This window comes from Populibacterium corticicola (genome assembly GCF_042683685.1).
Taxonomy (GTDB): domain Bacteria; phylum Actinomycetota; class Actinomycetes; order Actinomycetales; family Cellulomonadaceae; genus Timonella; species Timonella corticicola.
The window spans coordinates 1-16,782 of the sequence record NZ_JBHUOP010000002.1 but is presented as its reverse complement, the minus strand read 5'-3'; the positions used below and the strand labels follow the sequence as shown (position 1 = coordinate 16,782).

Genomic DNA, 16,782 nt, shown 5'->3' with positions numbered 1-16,782 from the left:
CAATCGCAAGAATTCAGCCGAGTCCAGGCGAATCCGCGAGGTACACCTGAAGCGATAGGGCCTCGAGTTCTATGTCGGCGCCAGCATCGAGCGGCGTTGAGTCCGGCTGGTCTTGCGGGGTATCCCATTCCGAATCCCAGGCGAGGCGCCAGGTGCGGGTCGAGTTGTCTTTGACCGGCAACCGCATCGTGGTCGAGTTCAGTTGTCCGTTGAACACCAGTAGGACGTGCGGGTCTGAACTCTGCGATCCCTCAGCGATCCGTCCACGCCGGAACATCGAGAACGTCCGGGTCGCGGGGTTGTTCCACTCCTCGATGGTGAGTCGCGTGCCGGACTCGTTGTACCAGGCCAGATCAGGCTGGTGGTCTTCGTCATGGGGAAGCGGCTTACCGGTGAAGAACTCATCCACACGCAACGCCGGCAGCAGGCGGCGCAGTTCAAGCAGGAACGTCGTGGTCTCCCACAGTTGCTGACGCCACCTGTTGAACTCCCAATTGAACCAGGAGATCTGACTGTCCTGGCAGTATGCGTTGTTGTTGCCGAGCTGCGTGCGGCCCACCTCGTCCCCAGCCGTGATCATGGGTACGCCCGATGACAGGATCAGCGTGGCAAGGAGATTGCGCATCGAACGCCTACGCATTGGCGCAATCACATGCCACATGTCCTCCTGCGCGAGTGGACCTTCCACCCCGTGATTCCAGGATCGGTTGTCGTTGGTGCCATCGCGTGACTCTTCGCCATTGGCCTGGTTGTGTTTGTGATCGTAGGAAACGAGATCGGCAATGGTAAAACCATCGTGCGCGGTCACGAAGTTGATCGAGGCGAGTGGACCACGCATCAAAGGCGGCTCGGAATGACCGAACATGTCCGCCGAACCGGACAGGCGGGTGGCCAGTTCGCGGATACCCGAGCCAGAGTTGCCGTGGCTCGCAGCCTTGGCGTCCGACAGCCAGAAATCACGCACCGAGTTGCGGAAACGGTCGTTCCATTCATGTGTGCCCACCGGGAAGTTACCCGTCTGCCAGCCACCGGGACCGACATCCCACGGCTCGGCAATAATCTTGGCGTGGCTGATCACCGGATCGGTCTGCAACGCGACGAGGAGCGGGTGGTCGGGGTTGAATCCGCCATGATCTCGGCCTAGCGTCACGGCGAGGTCCATGCGGAATCCATCCACGCCAATCTCCTGGAGCCAGTACCGCATCGAGTCAAGAGTTAGTTGAACCACCTTCGGGCGGCGGAAGTCGAGGGAGTTGCCGCACCCGGTCACGTCCGCGTACTGCGCCGGGGTCGCTCCATCGTGCAGGTAGTAGCTGGTGTTGTCGAGTCCCTTGAAGCTGAGATGTTGTCCGCTGACACCACCCTCTGCCGTGTGGTTGTACACCACGTCGAGAATGACCTCGATGCCCGCCCCGTGCAGGGCATCCACTGCGCCACGCACCTCGTCAATGACTGCCTGCGGCCCGGCCGCGCGTGCGGCAGCGCTTGCGTATGCCTCGTGCGGCGCGAAGAAACCGAGGGTGTTGTAACCCCAGTAGTTGGTCAGCCCCTTGTCGATCAGGTGCGGCTCGCTCGTGAACGAGTGGATTGGCAGCAACTCAAGCGAGGTGATCCCAAGACCCTTGAGGTGAGCGATCAGCGCCGGGTGGCCCAGCGCCGCATAGGTGCCTCGGATGTCCTCCGGGACATCCGGGTGCTGATAGGTCAGGCCCTTCACATGAGCCTCGTAGACAACTGTCTGCTCCCAGGCGATACACGGCTTTCGCTCGTTACGTTCATGCAACGTGCACGGGTCTGTTGGAGCGACGGTCACCGACAGAGGGACGTGGCCGAGCGAGTCCGTGCTGTCCGCTGGGCCGTACGGATCTGAACCGGCGTCGCTGTCCGGATCGGTGAAAACGTGGCCGTAGGATGGCTGGCCGTAATCCAGTGCCCCGGTGATGGCGCGAGCGTAGGGATCAACAAGAAGTTTCGCAGGGTTGTGACGGTGACCAGCCTGCGGATTCCACTCGCCGTGCACGCGAAAACCGTAGAACTGTCCCGCTGTGATGTCTGGCACAAAATCATGCCACACGCCAAAAGTGGTGCGTTTCAGCGGGATTCGCCTCTCGACGAATCGGCTGCCTGGTACGCCGGTCTCTGGCGCGGCGGCGGTCGGGTCAGCCGGGATGCTGGCCGAACTATCGCTCACGTCGATCAGGCAGAGTTCCACGCACGTGGCGTGCGCGGCAAAAACGGCGACGGTCGCGCCGCCGGGTACCAGATGTACGCCAAGAGGGGGAACACAGCTTGCGGTGCGAGGGCTATGGACGTAACTCATGTGCTCTATTCTGACAGGCAAACTCATCTCATTCTTACAATCGGCAACGGTTACACAGAGTAAAGCCGGGGTAGGCTTGGAGCGGAAAGTTTCGGTCAACGAAAGAGACGCTTCTGATGAGAATCGTGGTCCCCGTCAAGCACGTTCCGGATATTCACTCCGAGCGTAAGTTCACCGAGCAGGGACGTGTCTCCCGCGGTGCTCAGGACGGCACCCTGAACGAACTCGATGAGAACGCCATCGAGAGTGCGCTACGTCTGGTGGAGAGTTTCGGCCCAGATGTACGCGAAGCACACGAAGTCATCGTGTTGACAATTGGCCCAGACGAATCCGACGGTGCGATCCGCAAGGCCTACCAACTTGGCGCAGACCGCGGAATCCGGGTCACCGACCCGGCGCTCGCAGGATCGGACGTTTTCGGTACCGCGCACGCTGTCGCCGGTGCGATCCGCAAGATCCACGCCGGGGGACCGGTTGACCTTGTGATCACCGGCATGGCCGCACTCGATGGCCTCGGCTCGGTTATCCCAAGCCTGCTGGCCGCCGAACTTGACCTGCCTCAGTTGACCCTTGCCACGAAGTTCGAGGTCGAGGATGGCGTGGCAACCGTCACCCGTGAACTCGACGGTGTCACCGAGGTGCTGACCGCAGCCCTGCCTGCCGTTGTCTCAGTAACGGATCACGTGAACACCCCGCGCTACCCAAACTTCAAGCTCATCATGGCTGCCCGCACCAAGGACATCACGGTGTGGGATCTTGCAGAGATCGGCGTGGACGCATCTCGCGTCGGTGATCCCGGAGCACGCGCGATTGTGACCAAGAGCCAGCCGCGCCCGCCACGCACACTGACCGAATTGCACATTGACAAGGGTGAGGGTGGCCGCGCGCTGGCCGAGTACCTCATCAACAACGACCTGGTGTGAGGATCGCAGCCCACATGACTACCCGTAACGTTCTTGTTTACCTGGACACCCCCGCAACGATCCTCAGCTCAGCGGGACTCGAGCTTTTGACCCTTGCACGCTCAATCGGTGTTCCCGTTGCCGTGGCTCTTGCGCAGCCAAGCGAAGCGACCCTCGATCAGTTGCAGCAGTACGGTGTTGAACGCGTTCTTGTTGGCTCCGTTGAGGGGGACGCATCCGTACACCTGTCGCCCGTCGCGGCGGAACTTGTCGCGCAGGCCGTCGAACTCACCGATGCTCGTGCGGTTCTCGCATCCCCCCGCTTTGAGAACAAGGAGATGGTCGCCCGCCTTGCGTACAACATTGATGCAGGTCTGGTCATCGACACCGTGACTGTCGGTCTCGAAGGCGATGACTTCATCGGTTACAAGCGGGTGTTCGCTGGCGCTTGGGATGTGGACTGTAAGATCACAACCCCCGTTGCAGTGGCGACGGTTCGTGCCAACGCGGTCGTACCCACTCCAGCGCAGGTTTCTGCCAGCCACGTTACCGTTGAGAACTTCTCGGTTGCTCCAAGCGAACTCGCGGCGTCCGCGGTCTTGGTCTCGCGTACCGAACACCCACCGATCGCCGGTGGCGTCGGTCGTCCACGTCTCGCCGAAGCATCCCATGTGGTTGCCGGTGGTCGCGGAACCAACGGCGACTTCGGTCCGATCGAGGAACTCGCAGACGTACTGGGAGGCGCGGTTGGCGCGACCCGCGACGCGGTTGACGAGGGCTGGATCGAACACGACGCCCAGATCGGCCAGACCGGTGTGACCGTTGCCCCACGCGTGTACATCGGTGCTGGAATCTCCGGTGCGCCACACCACCGCGGTGGCATGCAGGCATCCGGCGTCATCATTGCCGTGAACAACGATCAGGATGCACCGATCTTCGAGATCTCGGACTTCGGGGTCGTTGGCGAACTTGATGAGGTTCTTCCACAGGCCGCCGCCATCCTGCGTGAGCACAAGGCCAGCAAGGCTTAAGTTCTTCCTCAATCCGGTGGGGTGTTTTTGGTCCGGGTACCCGCATTTTATGCGGGTACCCGGACCAAAAACACCCCACCGAGGATTGGTCAGCCCGATTTCTGGGGCGGGCGGTGCGCGGGTTGGGGAGGGCCAACCGCCTGCCGACGAGATAGCCACGCCTGCTGACGTCTCTCGACCCAGCCAGCCCGCTTCTCCCGACTCAGCCGTGCCGGGTCAGGAAGAGGAAGCGCGAACTGACGAGCTCGTCGGCAATGACACACACCAAGGTATGGTTTTCTACATTCGGCCTGAGAGATTACTAGGCGAAACCTAGAGAACCGTATCCTGGCTGACTGGGCGCCACGCGGCTGGGCCTTACTCGACTCTGTCTTACTCGACCGGGCCGAGCAGCGCGTTTGCCCATGCGGAATGGACCGACTCGTCGTCGGACGGGTGGAACAATCCGGCCAGCACGTCGCGGTACAGGCGAGACAACTCAGAGCGGTTGAAGTACGACGACCCGCCGGACACTCGGACGGCCTTCTCCACTGTGCGAAGCGCAACCTCCGTGGCACGTGATTTGACGTTTGACAACTGTGGAAACCACAGTGGGCCACGGTCCACGCCATTGTCCACATCAGCGGCCGCGCTCTTGATGAGCGGGAACAGGACATCGAGTTTCATCGCCGCATCCGCGATCCGCCAGCGGATGGCCGGATCGTTCGCATACACGCTTCCCGAGGCCTTCGACGTGCGCTTCTTCACAGTCGCAACAGCAACATCGAGGGCGCGCTGTGCGATACCGGTATAGACGGAGGCGAGTAGAATCTCGAAGTTCGCAAAGATACCGAAGATGAACGGGTCCGCGCTCGGTCCTGAGGGGATGCGACGTACGATACGGTCCACCGGGGCATAGGCGCCGTCCAGCACGGTGGTGCAGGACTGCGAGGCACGCATGCCCATCGTGTCCCAGTCGTCCTTCACGGTGACACCCTCATCGCGTCCCACGAAGCCCCATACATTGAGTTGCTCTCCGTCTGGGCCTGTCTCGGCCCCGAAAGTTCCAAGCTTGGTCCAGCCGGGGGACAGGGACGTGAAGATCTTGGTGCCGTAAAAGCGGTAGCCGCCATCATCCTGTCCGCGAGCTTCGGAGTCAGAGCCAAACAGCACGAGATCGTTACCCGCCTCGGAAACGCCAAACGCAAATACATCTCCACGTACAGCGTCTTCAAACATGAAGTTCATGGATGCATCGCCGGTGCGGTACACGGTGTTGGCCACGCCCAGCCAGACCTGGTGCATGTTGACCGCGAGCGCGGTGGCAGGAGCCGCGCCAGCCAGGCGCATCTGCTCTCGGGTGATCTCCTCTAGGGTCAGCCCTGCTCCGCCGAACTCCCTGGGTACGAATGCGGTGAAGTATCCGGCCTCTTTGAGGTCTTCGAAGTCTTGGGTGAAGAACGTGTTGTCGCGGTCATATGCGGCTGCGCGTTCCCGGATTGTTTCGAGCAGAGTATCGCTGAGAAACATCGGTTGCCTTTCGCAGTTGTGATTGTGGTGCGCGTGGCACTGTGGCTCGTTGGCCAGTTTCGATCTTACGGGGTGGGCGAACCAGGTGTGATTGGAGCGGTGTGTGCGGCGAATCGTGGTGAGTGGCGTCTGTCCCACTTGCGCTCGTGGGGCAGAATCGGTGGAACTTCGCGAGTAAACTGGGCGCGTGACCACCAACCGTTCTGCCTATTTTGACCACGCTGCGACGACACCGATGGAGTCGTCCGCGATTTCGGTGTACGCACAGCGGATGGCCGAGGTCGGTAACGCGTCATCGCTGCATGGCCCAGGTCGCGCCGCGCGGCGAGTGGTTGAGGAATCGCGTGAATCGATCGCGCGTGCATTCGGTGCCCGCCCGAGTGAACTGGTGTTCACGGGTGGTGGCACGGAGTCCGACAATCTTGCCCTGAAGGGCATGTTCTGGTCTCGGAACCAGGACGCCGAGCGGCCGATCCTGCTGATTTCCGCGATTGAGCACCATGCCATCCTCGACCCAGCGGAGTGGTTACAGAAGCATGAGGGCGCGCAGGTCGTCTTCATTCCGGTGGATGAGCGCGGCGTTGTGGACATCCGGTTCATTGACAACTACCTTGCCGAGCACGGTGAGCGGGTGGCCTGCGTGTGCGTGATGTGGGCGAACAACGAGATCGGCACGGTTCAACCGATCGCGGATGTGGTTGCCGCCGCGCACGAGTACGGTGTACCCGTTCACTGCGATGCGGTTCAGGCGGCTGGGCACCTTGAGGTGGACTTTGCCGAATCCGGGCTTGACTCTATGGCGATCACCGCGCACAAGCTCGGTGGTCCGGTGGGGGTGGGTGCGCTTTTTGTGCGACGGGAACTGACGCTGACCCCGGTCATTCATGGCGGTGGGCAGGAACGCACGATCCGCTCCGGCACGCTTGACGTTGCGGGTATCGCGGCGTTTGCGCAGGCCGTGAGTGTTGCGAGTGCTCGCAGAGCTGAGGAGTCGGCGCGGTTGGCACTGATTCGCGACGACTTGGTGACGCGGGTGCGTCAGGCGATTCCCAGCGCGGTTCTGCGAGGCATCGATCCGTTTGGGCCGGACCGGGAGTTGCGGCTGCCGGGTAATGCGCACTTCACGTTTGAGAACTGTGAGGGCGATTCGCTCATTTATCTGTTGGACTCCCAGGGCGTCGCGGCGTCGACGGGATCGGCCTGCCAAGCTGGTGTGCCGCAGCCTTCGCATGTGCTCCTTGCCATGGGGATCGAAGAGCGTGAGGCGCGTGGCGCACTCCGCTTTTCGCTCGGGAACACAACTTCTGCCGAAGATGTTGACCTTTTGTTAGACGTTTTGCCGCAGGCCGTTGAGCGTGCGAGCGCGGCGGGGCTTGCCTCCGCCGGAATTAGCCGCTGAACACGCGGTAAAGGAGAGGGATTTCATGCGGGTTTTGGCCGCAATGTCAGGAGGCGTTGACTCCGCCGTGGCTGCCGCCCTTGCCGTTGAGGCGGGGCACGAAGTGGTTGGCGTGCACATGGCACTGTCCCGCAACCGCAACCAGTTCCGTTCAGGTTCGCGTGGTTGCTGCTCGATTGAGGACGCAGGTGATGCGCGCCGTGCCGCGGACATTCTCGGTATCCCATACTACGTGTGGGACATGTCCGAGAAGTTCGAGGACACCGTGATCGCAGACTTCGTGTCCGAGTATGAGGCCGGGCGCACCCCCAACCCGTGCGTGCGCTGTAACGAGTTCATCAAGTTTGAGGCGCTGCTTGACAAGGCGCGGGCGCTCGGATTCGATGCGGTTGCCACCGGGCACTACGCGCAGATAATAGAGCGGGAATACACTGACTCATCCGGGGCGTCCAAGTCCATCCGCGAACTGCACCGTTCCCCGAACACCGCCAAGGACCAGTCCTATGTCCTGGCAGTGATGGGGCCATCGCGGATCAAGCATGCGATCTTCCCCCTCGGTGGCTACGCCTCAAAGGACGAGGTGCGCTCCGAGGCCGAGACCCGTGGTCTGGGTGTGTCCAACAAGCCCGACTCCTATGACATCTGCTTCGTCGCGGACGGCGATACCAAGGGTTTCCTGGCGGAGCGTCTGGGAGACCGTCCCGGAGAGATCCGAGACGTTGACGGAAACATCGTGGGTGCGCACGATGGTGCCTACGCGTACACGGTCGGTCAGCGTAAGGGACTCGCGCTGGGAAACCCTGCCGCCGATGGCAAGCCACGCTATGTGGTGGAGACCAACACCAAGACCAACACCGTCATCGTGGGCCCGGCGGAACTCTTGACCGTCAACCGGATCGTAGGGGACAAAGCCGTGTGGTTTGCGGATGATGTGCTCGACCAGGTGAACCTCGGTGAGCAGGGATCTGACTGGTTCGACGTCGAGGTTCAGGTCCGTGCTCACGGTATTCCCGTTGCCGGACGCGCTCGCGCCGTGTCCCTGAATCGCGCTGAAGAGATGCTCGGTCAGGGCAAGGAGCACCTTGTACAACAGTGCGGTCGCGCTGAGGGGGTTCCCGTCTCGGATACGAATCGTTCCATGATCGAGGTTGAACTGTCGGGTGGCACCCTACGGGGCGTTGCTGCAGGTCAGTCACTCGTGATCTACTCCGGAACACGCGTGCTCGGTCAGGCCACCGTGGTGGCATCGGACCGCAAGGCAACGGTGGCCCAGGCGCCAGTCGCGGAGCGCGTTGTCGCATGACCGGTGTCGTCGGGCCTGGACTGTGGCCGGGCGAGGATATCCTGCCCGCTCAACTCGAGATCTTTGAGGACCTGAGTCAGTCTCCCACCGGGGTCACCGCCGCCCCGTTTCTTGCGGAACTTCCCGAACGCGCTGCCTGGGCAACCCGTATTGGCCGAACCCTCGCCGTGCTTGAGGAAGTACCCTACGAACTGGGACCCCATGGCTGGAAGCTCGCTGACCGCGGTGGGCGCGACCGCGAACGTGCGCAGAGTCTGTTGACGCAAGACCTCGAGGCCTTCGCAATCGCTGGTACCGGGTTTGACGGACCCATCACGATTGATCTGACTGGCCCGTGGACTCTGGCTGCCCAGTTGTACCTTGCTCGTGGGGATCGAGCACTTACGGATTTCGGTGCGGTTGGAGATCTGGCACTGTCACTCGCACAGGGAACCAGCGGGCTCGTCGCCAATCTGCACAGCCAACTACCCGGTGCACACATCACGATCCATCTGCACGAACACCTCATCGGACAGATCGCCGCAGGCGTCCTGCCCACCTTCTCCGGCTACTCACGCATCCCGGCAGTTCCCGGACCGACCCTCGTGCAGCACTTAAAACCCCTCGTTGAAACGATTAAGTCGAGTAGCGCACGCGTTGCAGTGAACGTCGGCGACGCCTGGGTCGGCATCGCCCCCGTCGTGCACAGCGAAGCCGACGCACTCGTCATGGACTTCGGGCGATCCGACTCCTGGAACGAACGCGGCTGGGAACTGATCGCGCGCGTTGTCGAACGCGGAACCCACCTGTGGCTCGGTTTGCCTGCACCGCAGGTTTCACAGTGTTCAGGGCCAAACCTCAAGAATCTTGCTGACACGCTGCTCGTACCCTGGCATCGAATGGGTCTCGAACCGTCCCGTCTCGCCGATACCGTCATCACCCAGAGCGCGGTGGCAGCCCGCGATCTGTATCACCAAGGTTCCACCGCCGCACGTGGGTCCATTGCGACCCTCAAACGCGTTGCCGAACATATCGCCGAAAGGGCCGCACAGTAGCCAACCATGTCTGCAGCATCCAGAATCCTGGTCGACACGACTCCCTTGAAGGAATCGCCCGCATTCGCCCGCCTGTGGTGGGGGCTCGGGGTCTCCAACTTCGGAGCGCAGGTCACCGTTATGGCTGTGGGGCTCGAGGTCTACGACATCACGCAGTCCACGTTCAAAGTGGGGTTGCTCGGACTCGCCGCGCTGATTCCCCTGGTCCTTCTTGGGCTGTATGGTGGCGCACTTGTCGATGTGTACGACAGACGTAAAGTCTCGCTGATCACTTCAAGCGCACTGTGGGTCATCACCGCGACACTTGCGCTTCAGGCCTGGGCGGGTGTGCGCAACGAATATGTGCTCTACGCTCTGGTGGCGCTGCAATCCGCCTGCTTTGCCGTGAACAACCCGGCCCGCCAGGCCATCATCCCCAAGCTGTTGCGTCCAGAACTCATGCCCGCTGCCAACTCACTGATGGGATTGACCGGAAACCTAGCCTTCAGCGTCGGGCCTCTTATTGGGGCATTGCTCGTGCAGTTCTTCGGATACGCAACCGCCTATACGATCGACGCCGCTCTCTATCTTGCCGCTCTCTTCGCGGTGTTCAAACTGCCGCCAATGCGTCCCGAACCTGAGCTTGACGCTGACGGTAACCCCAAGCCTCGTCGACGAGTGGGGTTGCGTTCCGTTCTCGACGGGTTCGCCTACCTCAAGACTCAGTCCGATGTCCGCATGACCTTCCTCGTGGACCTGTGCGCCATGATCTTCGCATCGCCCAAAGTACTGCTGCCCGCAATCGGCATGATCGCGCTCGGCGGTGGAAGCACGACCGTGGGTCTGCTGACAGCCGGAGTCGCAATTGGCGGTATCTTCGCGTCCGCCTTCTCCGGAGGCTTAACTCACGTGACCAAACAGGGCAAGGTGATCGCCTACGCGATCACGGCGTGGGGATTGTCCATCGTTGCATTCGGCGTGATCGTTGTGGCGGCAGGACAGAACACCCCAAGCGAACCAAAATGGTCGTACATCATCGCCGCGACAATCGCCCTGGCACTCGCAGGAGCCTCCGATCAGGTGTCAGCGATATTCCGCCAAACCATCCTGCAGACCGCGACCCCCGATCACATGCGAGGACGGCTCCAAGGCGTGTTCATCGTCGTGGTGGCCGGTGGTCCGCGCCTTGGGGAGATGTGGCTCGGGACCGAGGCCACCTGGTGGGGCGAGGGCAACGCTGCCATCATCGGTGGAATCACCTGCATCGTTGCGCTGTGGCTCCTGCTTGCCTGGCAGAAGAACTTCCTAAAATACGACTCCCGTACAGCGGTCTCCTACCTGAGATAGGCTCTCGCAGGGAGCAATGAAACAAGGAGGGTGCGGAATCGATGAACGGTTCCGCACCCTCTTGGGCGTAAGTGCATATGAGCCAAACGTTCGGCTCAGTCACGGCTGATCAGGCTGCACGCGTCTTATCACCGGGTTGTTCACCCTCGGACTGCGGCGGACCTTCCTGACCGTCACCGAGTTCGGCGACTGAGGGCAGGGCCTCTGCTTGAGGCACTACGTCCTCATCGGTGTCGAGGATCATCGGGAGGATGATGTCCTTGAACAGGGGAGCGGCGTTGATGTCTTCTGCCGCCTGGCGAGGAGTGAACCACGCGAGCTGTTCGATCTCGGCGTCTGCGAGTACCTTGGCTGATTCACCAGGGCGCAAACGTACACGAAGGCAGTCCGCGGTGATGGTGAAGCCTGGTTCGTTGGCTGCCGGGGCATCGAACGTGCCAATGGTCTTGAATCGGTTGGTGTCGAAGTTGAGACCCGTCTCCTCGAGGACCTCGCGCTGTGCGGTCTCGGCGATGGATTCGCCGTGTTCAGGCTTGCCACCGGGTTGGATGAAGGTTTCGGTTCCGCGCTTACGCACGAGCAGGATGTTGTCGTCGTGATCTTGCACGAGGACGGCGACCACGTGGATGTTGTTACTGTTCATGGCTGAGGTTCTCCCAGAGGAACTGGTACGAGAGCGTTGCAACGTAGGCTGCCTGACTGTTGTCGCTTGAACCTGCGTGTCCGCCCTCGGTGTTTTCGTAGTAGGTGACGTCCTTGCCCGCCGTGATCATCGCAGCCGCAAGTTTACGGGCGTGACCAGGGTGGACTCGGTCGTCTTTGGTCGAGGTGTAGAACATGACCGGAGGGTACGTGCGGCCCGCATCGAAGAGGTGATACGGGGAGAACGTAGAGATGTAATCCCACTCCTGCGGTACATCGGGGTCGCCGTATTCGGCCATCCAGGACGCACCCGCAAGCAGGTGCGTGTATCGCTTCATGTCCAGAAGGGGAACGCCGATTACCACTGCACCGAAAAGGTCAGGGTACTGCATGAGCATATTTCCGGTGAGCAGACCACCGTTGGACCGTCCTTCTACCCCCAAGTGTGGGGTAGAGGTGACCCCTCGCGCAATGAGATCTTTGGCCACGGAGGAAAAGTCCTGATAGGCGCGGTGCCTGTTCTCTTTGAGCGCAGCCTGATGCCATCGAGGCCCGTATTCTCCGCCGCCGCGGATGTTTGCCACAGCATAGGCACCGCCACGTTCAAGCCACCCGCGCCCCAGAGCACCCGAGTAGTTGGGCGTCAACGAGATCTCGAAACCACCGTAACCGTACAGCAGCGTCGGGGTGGTGCCATCAAGCACTATGTCAGATCTGTGAATCAGGAAATAGGGAACTCGTGTCCCATCATCGGAGATCGCAAAGTTCTGTGACACCGCGTACCTGCTCGGATCAAAGAACGACGGCATCGATTTCAGCGGCTCAAGAATCGGGACGTTGTCTGTTTCCTGCGTGGCGAGCAGATCGTCGAGGCTAGCACGTAGCAGGGTGGTTGGGGTGAGGTAGTCGGTGGTGACGATCCACACGTCGTTGGACTCGTCCGAGTCGACAGCGCCCACGGATACCGTGCCGAGTTCCGGCAGCCCGGCCAGTGGCATTTCGCGCCACTGGCCTTGCGACGAATCGGTGGGTGGGATCAGTACGCTCAGCTTGTTCTTCACGTCGGCCAGAACGTTGAGCACAAGGTAATCCCTCGTGAATGAGGCTCCCGCAAGACTGGTTGTGTCCGTTGGCGCAAACAGCACCGTGAACTTGCGATTTCCTGCGAGAAACTTCTCAAAATCTGTGACGAGGAGGGAGCCCGCTGCGTAGGTCGCATGGTCCAGAACCCAGTCCTCACGCAGTTCCACAAAGACCAGGTCCCGGTACGCGGAGACCTCGGCCGAATTGGGAACCTCAAGCAGAGTGAGCGTGCCGTCGTCTTCGAGCAGATAGGTCTCGGAGTTGTAGAACGCGATTGAGCGGCTCACGAAGTTGCGTTCGAAGCCCGGTGTAAACGAATGCCACGCTGAGATGTACATGTCCTCGTCATCTCCGGCATAGACGACGGCCGCATCCTCAAATCGCTGCCCACGCTGTAACCGCTTGGCGATGCGTGGATAGCCGGAACCGGTCAGGGTCGGGTTGCCGTCCTGGTCAGGGCCGAAGTCAGTGTAGACGAAGACCTCATCGCGGTTGATCCAGCGCAGTCCACCCTTGGACTCGGGGCGGAAGAAACCTCCATTCTCAGGAGCGATGAAGGAGCGGGTGGTCAGATCGAACTCGCGGGTTTCGTCAGCGTCGGTACCGCCGCGAGACAGGCTGACAAGTGCTCGATCATAGTCAGGCCGCAGCAAACTAGCACCGTGGAACACCCACTGCTCATCCTCGGTCTCACACAGAGCGTCAACGTCGAGCAGGACGTCCCATTGGGGTTGCTCGCTCTCATATGACTCCTCGGTGGTGCGGCGCCACAGCCCGCGCGGGTGGTTGGCGTCGCGCCAGAAGTTGTAGAGGAACCCGCCAGCATACGAGACCATGGGAATCTTGTCGTCGGAGTCCAGCACCTCACGGATGCTCCTCTCGACTGCCGCAAACTCGTCGGTTGTGGCGAAACGCTCTCGTGACTTCGCGTTTTGTACTTCGACCCACTCGAGCGCCTGGTCTGACGTAATGTGTTCAAGCCAGAGATGAGGGTCCTGAGCGACTGCTTCTTCCTGAGTGAGGAATTCATGCTTCATGGATGCCATGGACATTAACTTAACCCCACTGACTGACATTCCAACGCGGACCTACTACCCCTCGCGGTACTTCTCCCCAGCATTCACACATAACTCCATGCCAAAAAGTTCCGTGACTCCAAACTCTCAAAATCGTGGAAAATAGAACCGTGACCAACGAGCAACAGTTTCCCGCAGCCATTGCCCACCCCGACTCCACACCGCAGGCGACCGATTCCACGCCACCTGCCGACTCGTCGGAAAGCAGCCCAGATAACGCGCAGTTGCGCGGACAGTGGGACGAACTCGCCCGCGCGGTCACGCAGTACCAGTTCGAGTACTACATAGCGGGGGAATCCTCGATTCCCGATGCCGACTTTGACGCGCTGCTGCGGCAACTGACCGACCTTGAAGACCAACTGGGATACGTGCCTGAGGGTTCGCCGACCACCAAGGTCGGCGGCGGATTCGCCACTGAGTTCACGGCAGTGGACCACGTTGCGCGCATGCTGTCGCTTGACAACGCGTTTAGTTTCGACGAGGTTGCTGCGTGGGCTCAGCGCATCGCGTCAGGACTCGAAGTCGACGACGTTGAATACCTGTGCGAGGTCAAGATTGACGGTCTTGCGATCTCTCTCGTCTACGAGAACGGCGTGCTCGCCCGCGCGGTCACCCGAGGCAACGGCACCACCGGTGACGACGTCACACTGAACGTACGCACGATTCGCAGCATCCCAACTCACCTTGGCGGCGATCCAGCGCGCCACCCGGCGCTCGTGGAAATCCGCGGTGAGGTCTTCATGAACGTCGCCGATTTCAACGCACTGAACGAGGCACAACGAGAAGCCGGCGGCAAAACGTTCGCCAACCCCCGCAACGCCGCAGCCGGGTCGCTGCGCCAAAAAGACCCGCGCATCACCGCCTCGCGCAAACTCTCCATGTACGCGCACGGGTTCGGCGCCATGCAGTGGAACGGACCCGCGCCGGTGGAACTCGCCAAGCAATCGGACGTGTACGAGTTGTACCGCGAGTGGGGCATCCCAGTCTCCCCGCACAACTCCGTGGAACACGGGCTTGATGCCGTACGAGCGAAGATCGACTACTTTGGCGAACACCGCCACGACATCGAACACGAACTCGACGGATTCGTCATCAAGGTCAACAGGCTGGCGCAACAGGCACAACTTGGAACCACATCGCGCGCACCACGCTGGGCGATCGCGTTCAAATACCCGCCCGAAGAGGTCACCACCAAACTCATCGACATCCTCGTCAACGTTGGGCGCACCGGTCGAGTGACCCCATTCGGTCAGATGGAACCCGTCGTGGTGGCAGGATCAACCGTGGCCATGGCAACCCTGCACAACTTCCACGAGGTGGTCCGCAAGGACGTGCGTCCAGGGGATACCGTGATCCTGCGTAAAGCGGGAGACGTCATCCCCGAGATCCTCGGATCCGTCCCACACCTACGTCCCGCAGACTCCGTGCCGTGGGAGCCGCCCACGCACTGTCCGTCCTGTGGCACGCCCATCGGGGAGGCAAAGGAAGGCGACAAAGACCTACGCTGTCCCAACGCCGAATCCTGCCCATCGCAGTTGCGTGAGCGCATTTTCGCTATCGGCGCCCGCTCCGGCTTCGACATTGAGGCTCTGGGGTGGGAGGCTGCTGTCGCACTCACTGATCCGGACTCCTCCTTCCCCGCCGAATGGCGCGAGGATCGTGAACGAGTCCTCGCCGAGATTGCGGCCAACCCGCAACTCCTACAAGACGACGCCGTGCACGTGTTCCAAGATTCTGCTCCCGATGCGGATGCCGATGTCACAGGTTCTGATGTGGCTGGTGGCGCAGAGGTCGCGCAGGACTCAGGGGCTGGTGTCTCGGACGCCGGTGACGTGCCCTCCGATGCGGTTGATGCCGCATTTTCCCAGACCGTACGGGCCGCAGGTGTCGCAGCGGGCACAATCACGCGAACCCGCCTCGAATATCGCTACCGTGACCTACAACCGCTCGCGCCAGTACTCAAGGGCGAAGCCCAACTCTTCGAACTCGCCGACCCGACCTCCGACCTGGCAGGTGCGCTCGCAGACGTCAAAGTGTGGCGCGAGCGCAAACTCAAGTCCGGCAACAAGTGGGAACTCGTTCCCTATTTCTACTCGAAGGCAACCGCCAGCAAACCGGCCGCACCGAGCGCGACCACGCTGACATTGTTCAAGGAAATTGCGAAGGCCAAGACCCAGCCGCTATGGCGTGTGCTTGTCGGCCTGTCCATCCGACACGTCGGGCCGACGGCCTCCCGCGCGCTTGCAACGGAGTTCGGTTCACTTGAGGCGATCCGTTCCGCATCCGTCGAGGAACTCGCGGCGGTTGAAGGAGTCGGCAACACCATTGCACTGTCGGTCAAAGAATGGTTCGAGTCACCGTGGCGTCGCGCAATCGTTGACGCCTGGGCCGCTGCTGGCGTCACGATGGAGGACGTCCGAGACGAGTCTGTGCCGTTGACGTTGGAAGGCCTCACGGTTGTCGTCACCGGAGGTCTGACCGGATTCAGCCGAGACGGGGCCAAGGAGGCGATCATCTCGCGTGGCGGCAAGGCGTCGGGTTCAGTGTCCAAAAAGACTGACTTCGTGGTCGTCGGGGAGAACGCCGGTTCAAAGGAGACCAAAGCCCGTGAACTTGGGCTACGGATTCTCGACGAGTCTGGTTTCGTTGCGCTTTTGGCCGGTGGCCCCGAGGCGGTTGCGGATGCTGGCTCTAATGTTGAAACGGGTGGTGAGCCTCCAGAGGCAGCCGCTGCAGAGTAGGCACCTCACGTTCGACCCTTGGGGGTGTTGGGTGTCACGTGTGTGGTGGTGGCGGGTGTTGGGTGGGGTGTGTAGTGTTGGGTGGGTCGCTTTCATTGGGTGGTGTTGTTGCCTGGTGTGGTGGTGTGTGTCGTTGGGTGTGGGTGTTTGCTGGGTTTGATTCTGGTGGATGAGTGGGGTAGAGTTTTTACCCGGCCCGCTTGACGGGACGAACTCCTTTCTTTCTTCTCTTTCAGTGTCGTATGGTCACGGTTTTGACTGTGGTTGGTGGTGCTGGTAGGGTTGAGAGGTTGCCCCGGTTCGGGTTCCTGCTGTTGTGGTGGGGGTTTGGGTTGGTGTGTGGTTGTTGTTTGATATCTCAATAGTGTGTTTGATTGTTAATGCCAAGTAGGGTGCACCTGGTTGTGTCTCATACC

At 61.1% G+C, this 16,782-nt stretch carries 11 protein-coding genes; 7 read left to right on the top strand and 4 right to left on the bottom strand.

Going from position 1 to position 16,782, the window contains the following annotated elements; all coding sequences use genetic code 11:
* Positions 1-13: 13 nt before the first annotated feature.
* The gene (gene glgX, locus ACFSYH_RS03930) at positions 14-2,320 is read right to left on the bottom strand and encodes a glycogen debranching protein GlgX (protein WP_377465254.1); all 2,307 of its coding nucleotides are present in this window, start codon (positions 2,318-2,320) and stop codon (positions 14-16) included.
* A 116-nt stretch (positions 2,321-2,436) separates the two neighbouring features.
* On the opposite strand from glgX, the gene ACFSYH_RS03925 reads away from it, so the two are divergent.
* The gene (locus ACFSYH_RS03925; RefSeq protein WP_377465252.1) at positions 2,437-3,243 is read left to right on the top strand and encodes an electron transfer flavoprotein subunit beta/FixA family protein; all 807 of its coding nucleotides are present in this window, start codon (positions 2,437-2,439) and stop codon (positions 3,241-3,243) included.
* 14 nt (positions 3,244-3,257) lie between these two features.
* Positions 3,258-4,253 (top strand): electron transfer flavoprotein subunit alpha/FixB family protein, encoded by a 996-nt coding sequence (locus ACFSYH_RS03920; RefSeq protein WP_377465251.1) that lies wholly within the window; start codon positions 3,258-3,260, stop codon positions 4,251-4,253.
* A gap of 372 nt (positions 4,254-4,625) precedes the next feature.
* On the opposite strand, the gene ACFSYH_RS03915 is transcribed toward ACFSYH_RS03920, so the two are convergent.
* Positions 4,626-5,762 carry an acyl-CoA dehydrogenase family protein gene (locus ACFSYH_RS03915; protein WP_377465250.1) on the bottom strand — a complete coding sequence of 379 codons (1,137 nt, stop codon included), beginning with the start codon at positions 5,760-5,762 and terminating at the stop codon, positions 4,626-4,628.
* A gap of 187 nt (positions 5,763-5,949) precedes the next feature.
* Here ACFSYH_RS03915 and ACFSYH_RS03910 point away from each other — a divergent pair, with 187 nt between their 5' ends.
* Genes ACFSYH_RS03910 through ACFSYH_RS03895 form a run of 4 tightly spaced genes read left to right on the top strand, consistent with a single transcriptional unit; the run spans position 5,950 to position 10,824 of the window.
* The gene (locus ACFSYH_RS03910) at positions 5,950-7,161 is read left to right on the top strand and encodes a cysteine desulfurase family protein (RefSeq protein ID WP_377465249.1); all 1,212 of its coding nucleotides are present in this window, start codon (positions 5,950-5,952) and stop codon (positions 7,159-7,161) included.
* A 25-nt stretch (positions 7,162-7,186) separates the two neighbouring features.
* Positions 7,187-8,464: a tRNA 2-thiouridine(34) synthase MnmA gene (gene mnmA / locus ACFSYH_RS03905; RefSeq protein ID WP_377465248.1), complete on the top strand. Its 1,278-nt coding sequence runs from the start codon at positions 7,187-7,189 to the stop codon at positions 8,462-8,464.
* Positions 8,461-9,498 carry a hypothetical protein gene (locus ACFSYH_RS03900; RefSeq protein WP_377465247.1) on the top strand — a complete coding sequence of 346 codons (1,038 nt, stop codon included), beginning with the start codon at positions 8,461-8,463 and terminating at the stop codon, positions 9,496-9,498. Before mnmA ends, ACFSYH_RS03900 begins: the two co-directional genes overlap by 4 nt.
* Before the next feature lie 6 nt (positions 9,499-9,504).
* Positions 9,505-10,824 carry an MFS transporter gene (locus ACFSYH_RS03895; protein ID WP_377465245.1) on the top strand — a complete coding sequence of 440 codons (1,320 nt, stop codon included), beginning with the start codon at positions 9,505-9,507 and terminating at the stop codon, positions 10,822-10,824.
* Positions 10,825-10,933: 109 nt separating this feature from the next.
* On the opposite strand, the gene ACFSYH_RS03890 is transcribed toward ACFSYH_RS03895, so the two are convergent.
* Positions 10,934-11,467 carry an NUDIX hydrolase gene (locus ACFSYH_RS03890; RefSeq protein ID WP_377465244.1) on the bottom strand — a complete coding sequence of 178 codons (534 nt, stop codon included), beginning with the start codon at positions 11,465-11,467 and terminating at the stop codon, positions 10,934-10,936.
* Positions 11,457-13,586 (bottom strand): prolyl oligopeptidase family serine peptidase, encoded by a 2,130-nt coding sequence (locus ACFSYH_RS03885; protein ID WP_377465243.1) that lies wholly within the window; start codon positions 13,584-13,586, stop codon positions 11,457-11,459. Before ACFSYH_RS03885 ends, ACFSYH_RS03890 begins: the two co-directional genes overlap by 11 nt.
* A gap of 149 nt (positions 13,587-13,735) precedes the next feature.
* Between ACFSYH_RS03885 and ligA the strand changes: the two genes are divergently transcribed.
* Positions 13,736-16,366 carry an NAD-dependent DNA ligase LigA gene (gene ligA, locus ACFSYH_RS03880; protein ID WP_377465242.1) on the top strand — a complete coding sequence of 877 codons (2,631 nt, stop codon included), beginning with the start codon at positions 13,736-13,738 and terminating at the stop codon, positions 16,364-16,366.
* The last annotated feature ends 416 nt before the right edge of the window (positions 16,367-16,782 follow it).

Bases quoted from the DNA above. Each gene is read 5' to 3' on its own strand.
- glgX (WP_377465254.1), bottom strand. From the start codon at position 2,320: ATGAGTTACGTCCATAGCCCTCGCACCGCAAGCTGTGTTCCCCCTCTT.
- ACFSYH_RS03925 (WP_377465252.1), top strand. From the start codon at position 2,437: ATGAGAATCGTGGTCCCCGTCAAGCACGTTCCGGATATTCACTCCGAG.
- ACFSYH_RS03920 (WP_377465251.1), top strand. From the start codon at position 3,258: ATGACTACCCGTAACGTTCTTGTTTACCTGGACACCCCCGCAACGATC.
- ACFSYH_RS03915 (WP_377465250.1), bottom strand. From the start codon at position 5,762: ATGTTTCTCAGCGATACTCTGCTCGAAACAATCCGGGAACGCGCAGCC.
- mnmA (WP_377465248.1), top strand. From the start codon at position 7,187: ATGCGGGTTTTGGCCGCAATGTCAGGAGGCGTTGACTCCGCCGTGGCT.
- ACFSYH_RS03900 (WP_377465247.1), top strand. From the start codon at position 8,461: ATGACCGGTGTCGTCGGGCCTGGACTGTGGCCGGGCGAGGATATCCTG.
- ACFSYH_RS03895 (WP_377465245.1), top strand. From the start codon at position 9,505: ATGTCTGCAGCATCCAGAATCCTGGTCGACACGACTCCCTTGAAGGAA.
- ACFSYH_RS03890 (WP_377465244.1), bottom strand. From the start codon at position 11,467: ATGAACAGTAACAACATCCACGTGGTCGCCGTCCTCGTGCAAGATCAC.
- ACFSYH_RS03885 (WP_377465243.1), bottom strand. From the start codon at position 13,586: ATGAAGCATGAATTCCTCACTCAGGAAGAAGCAGTCGCTCAGGACCCT.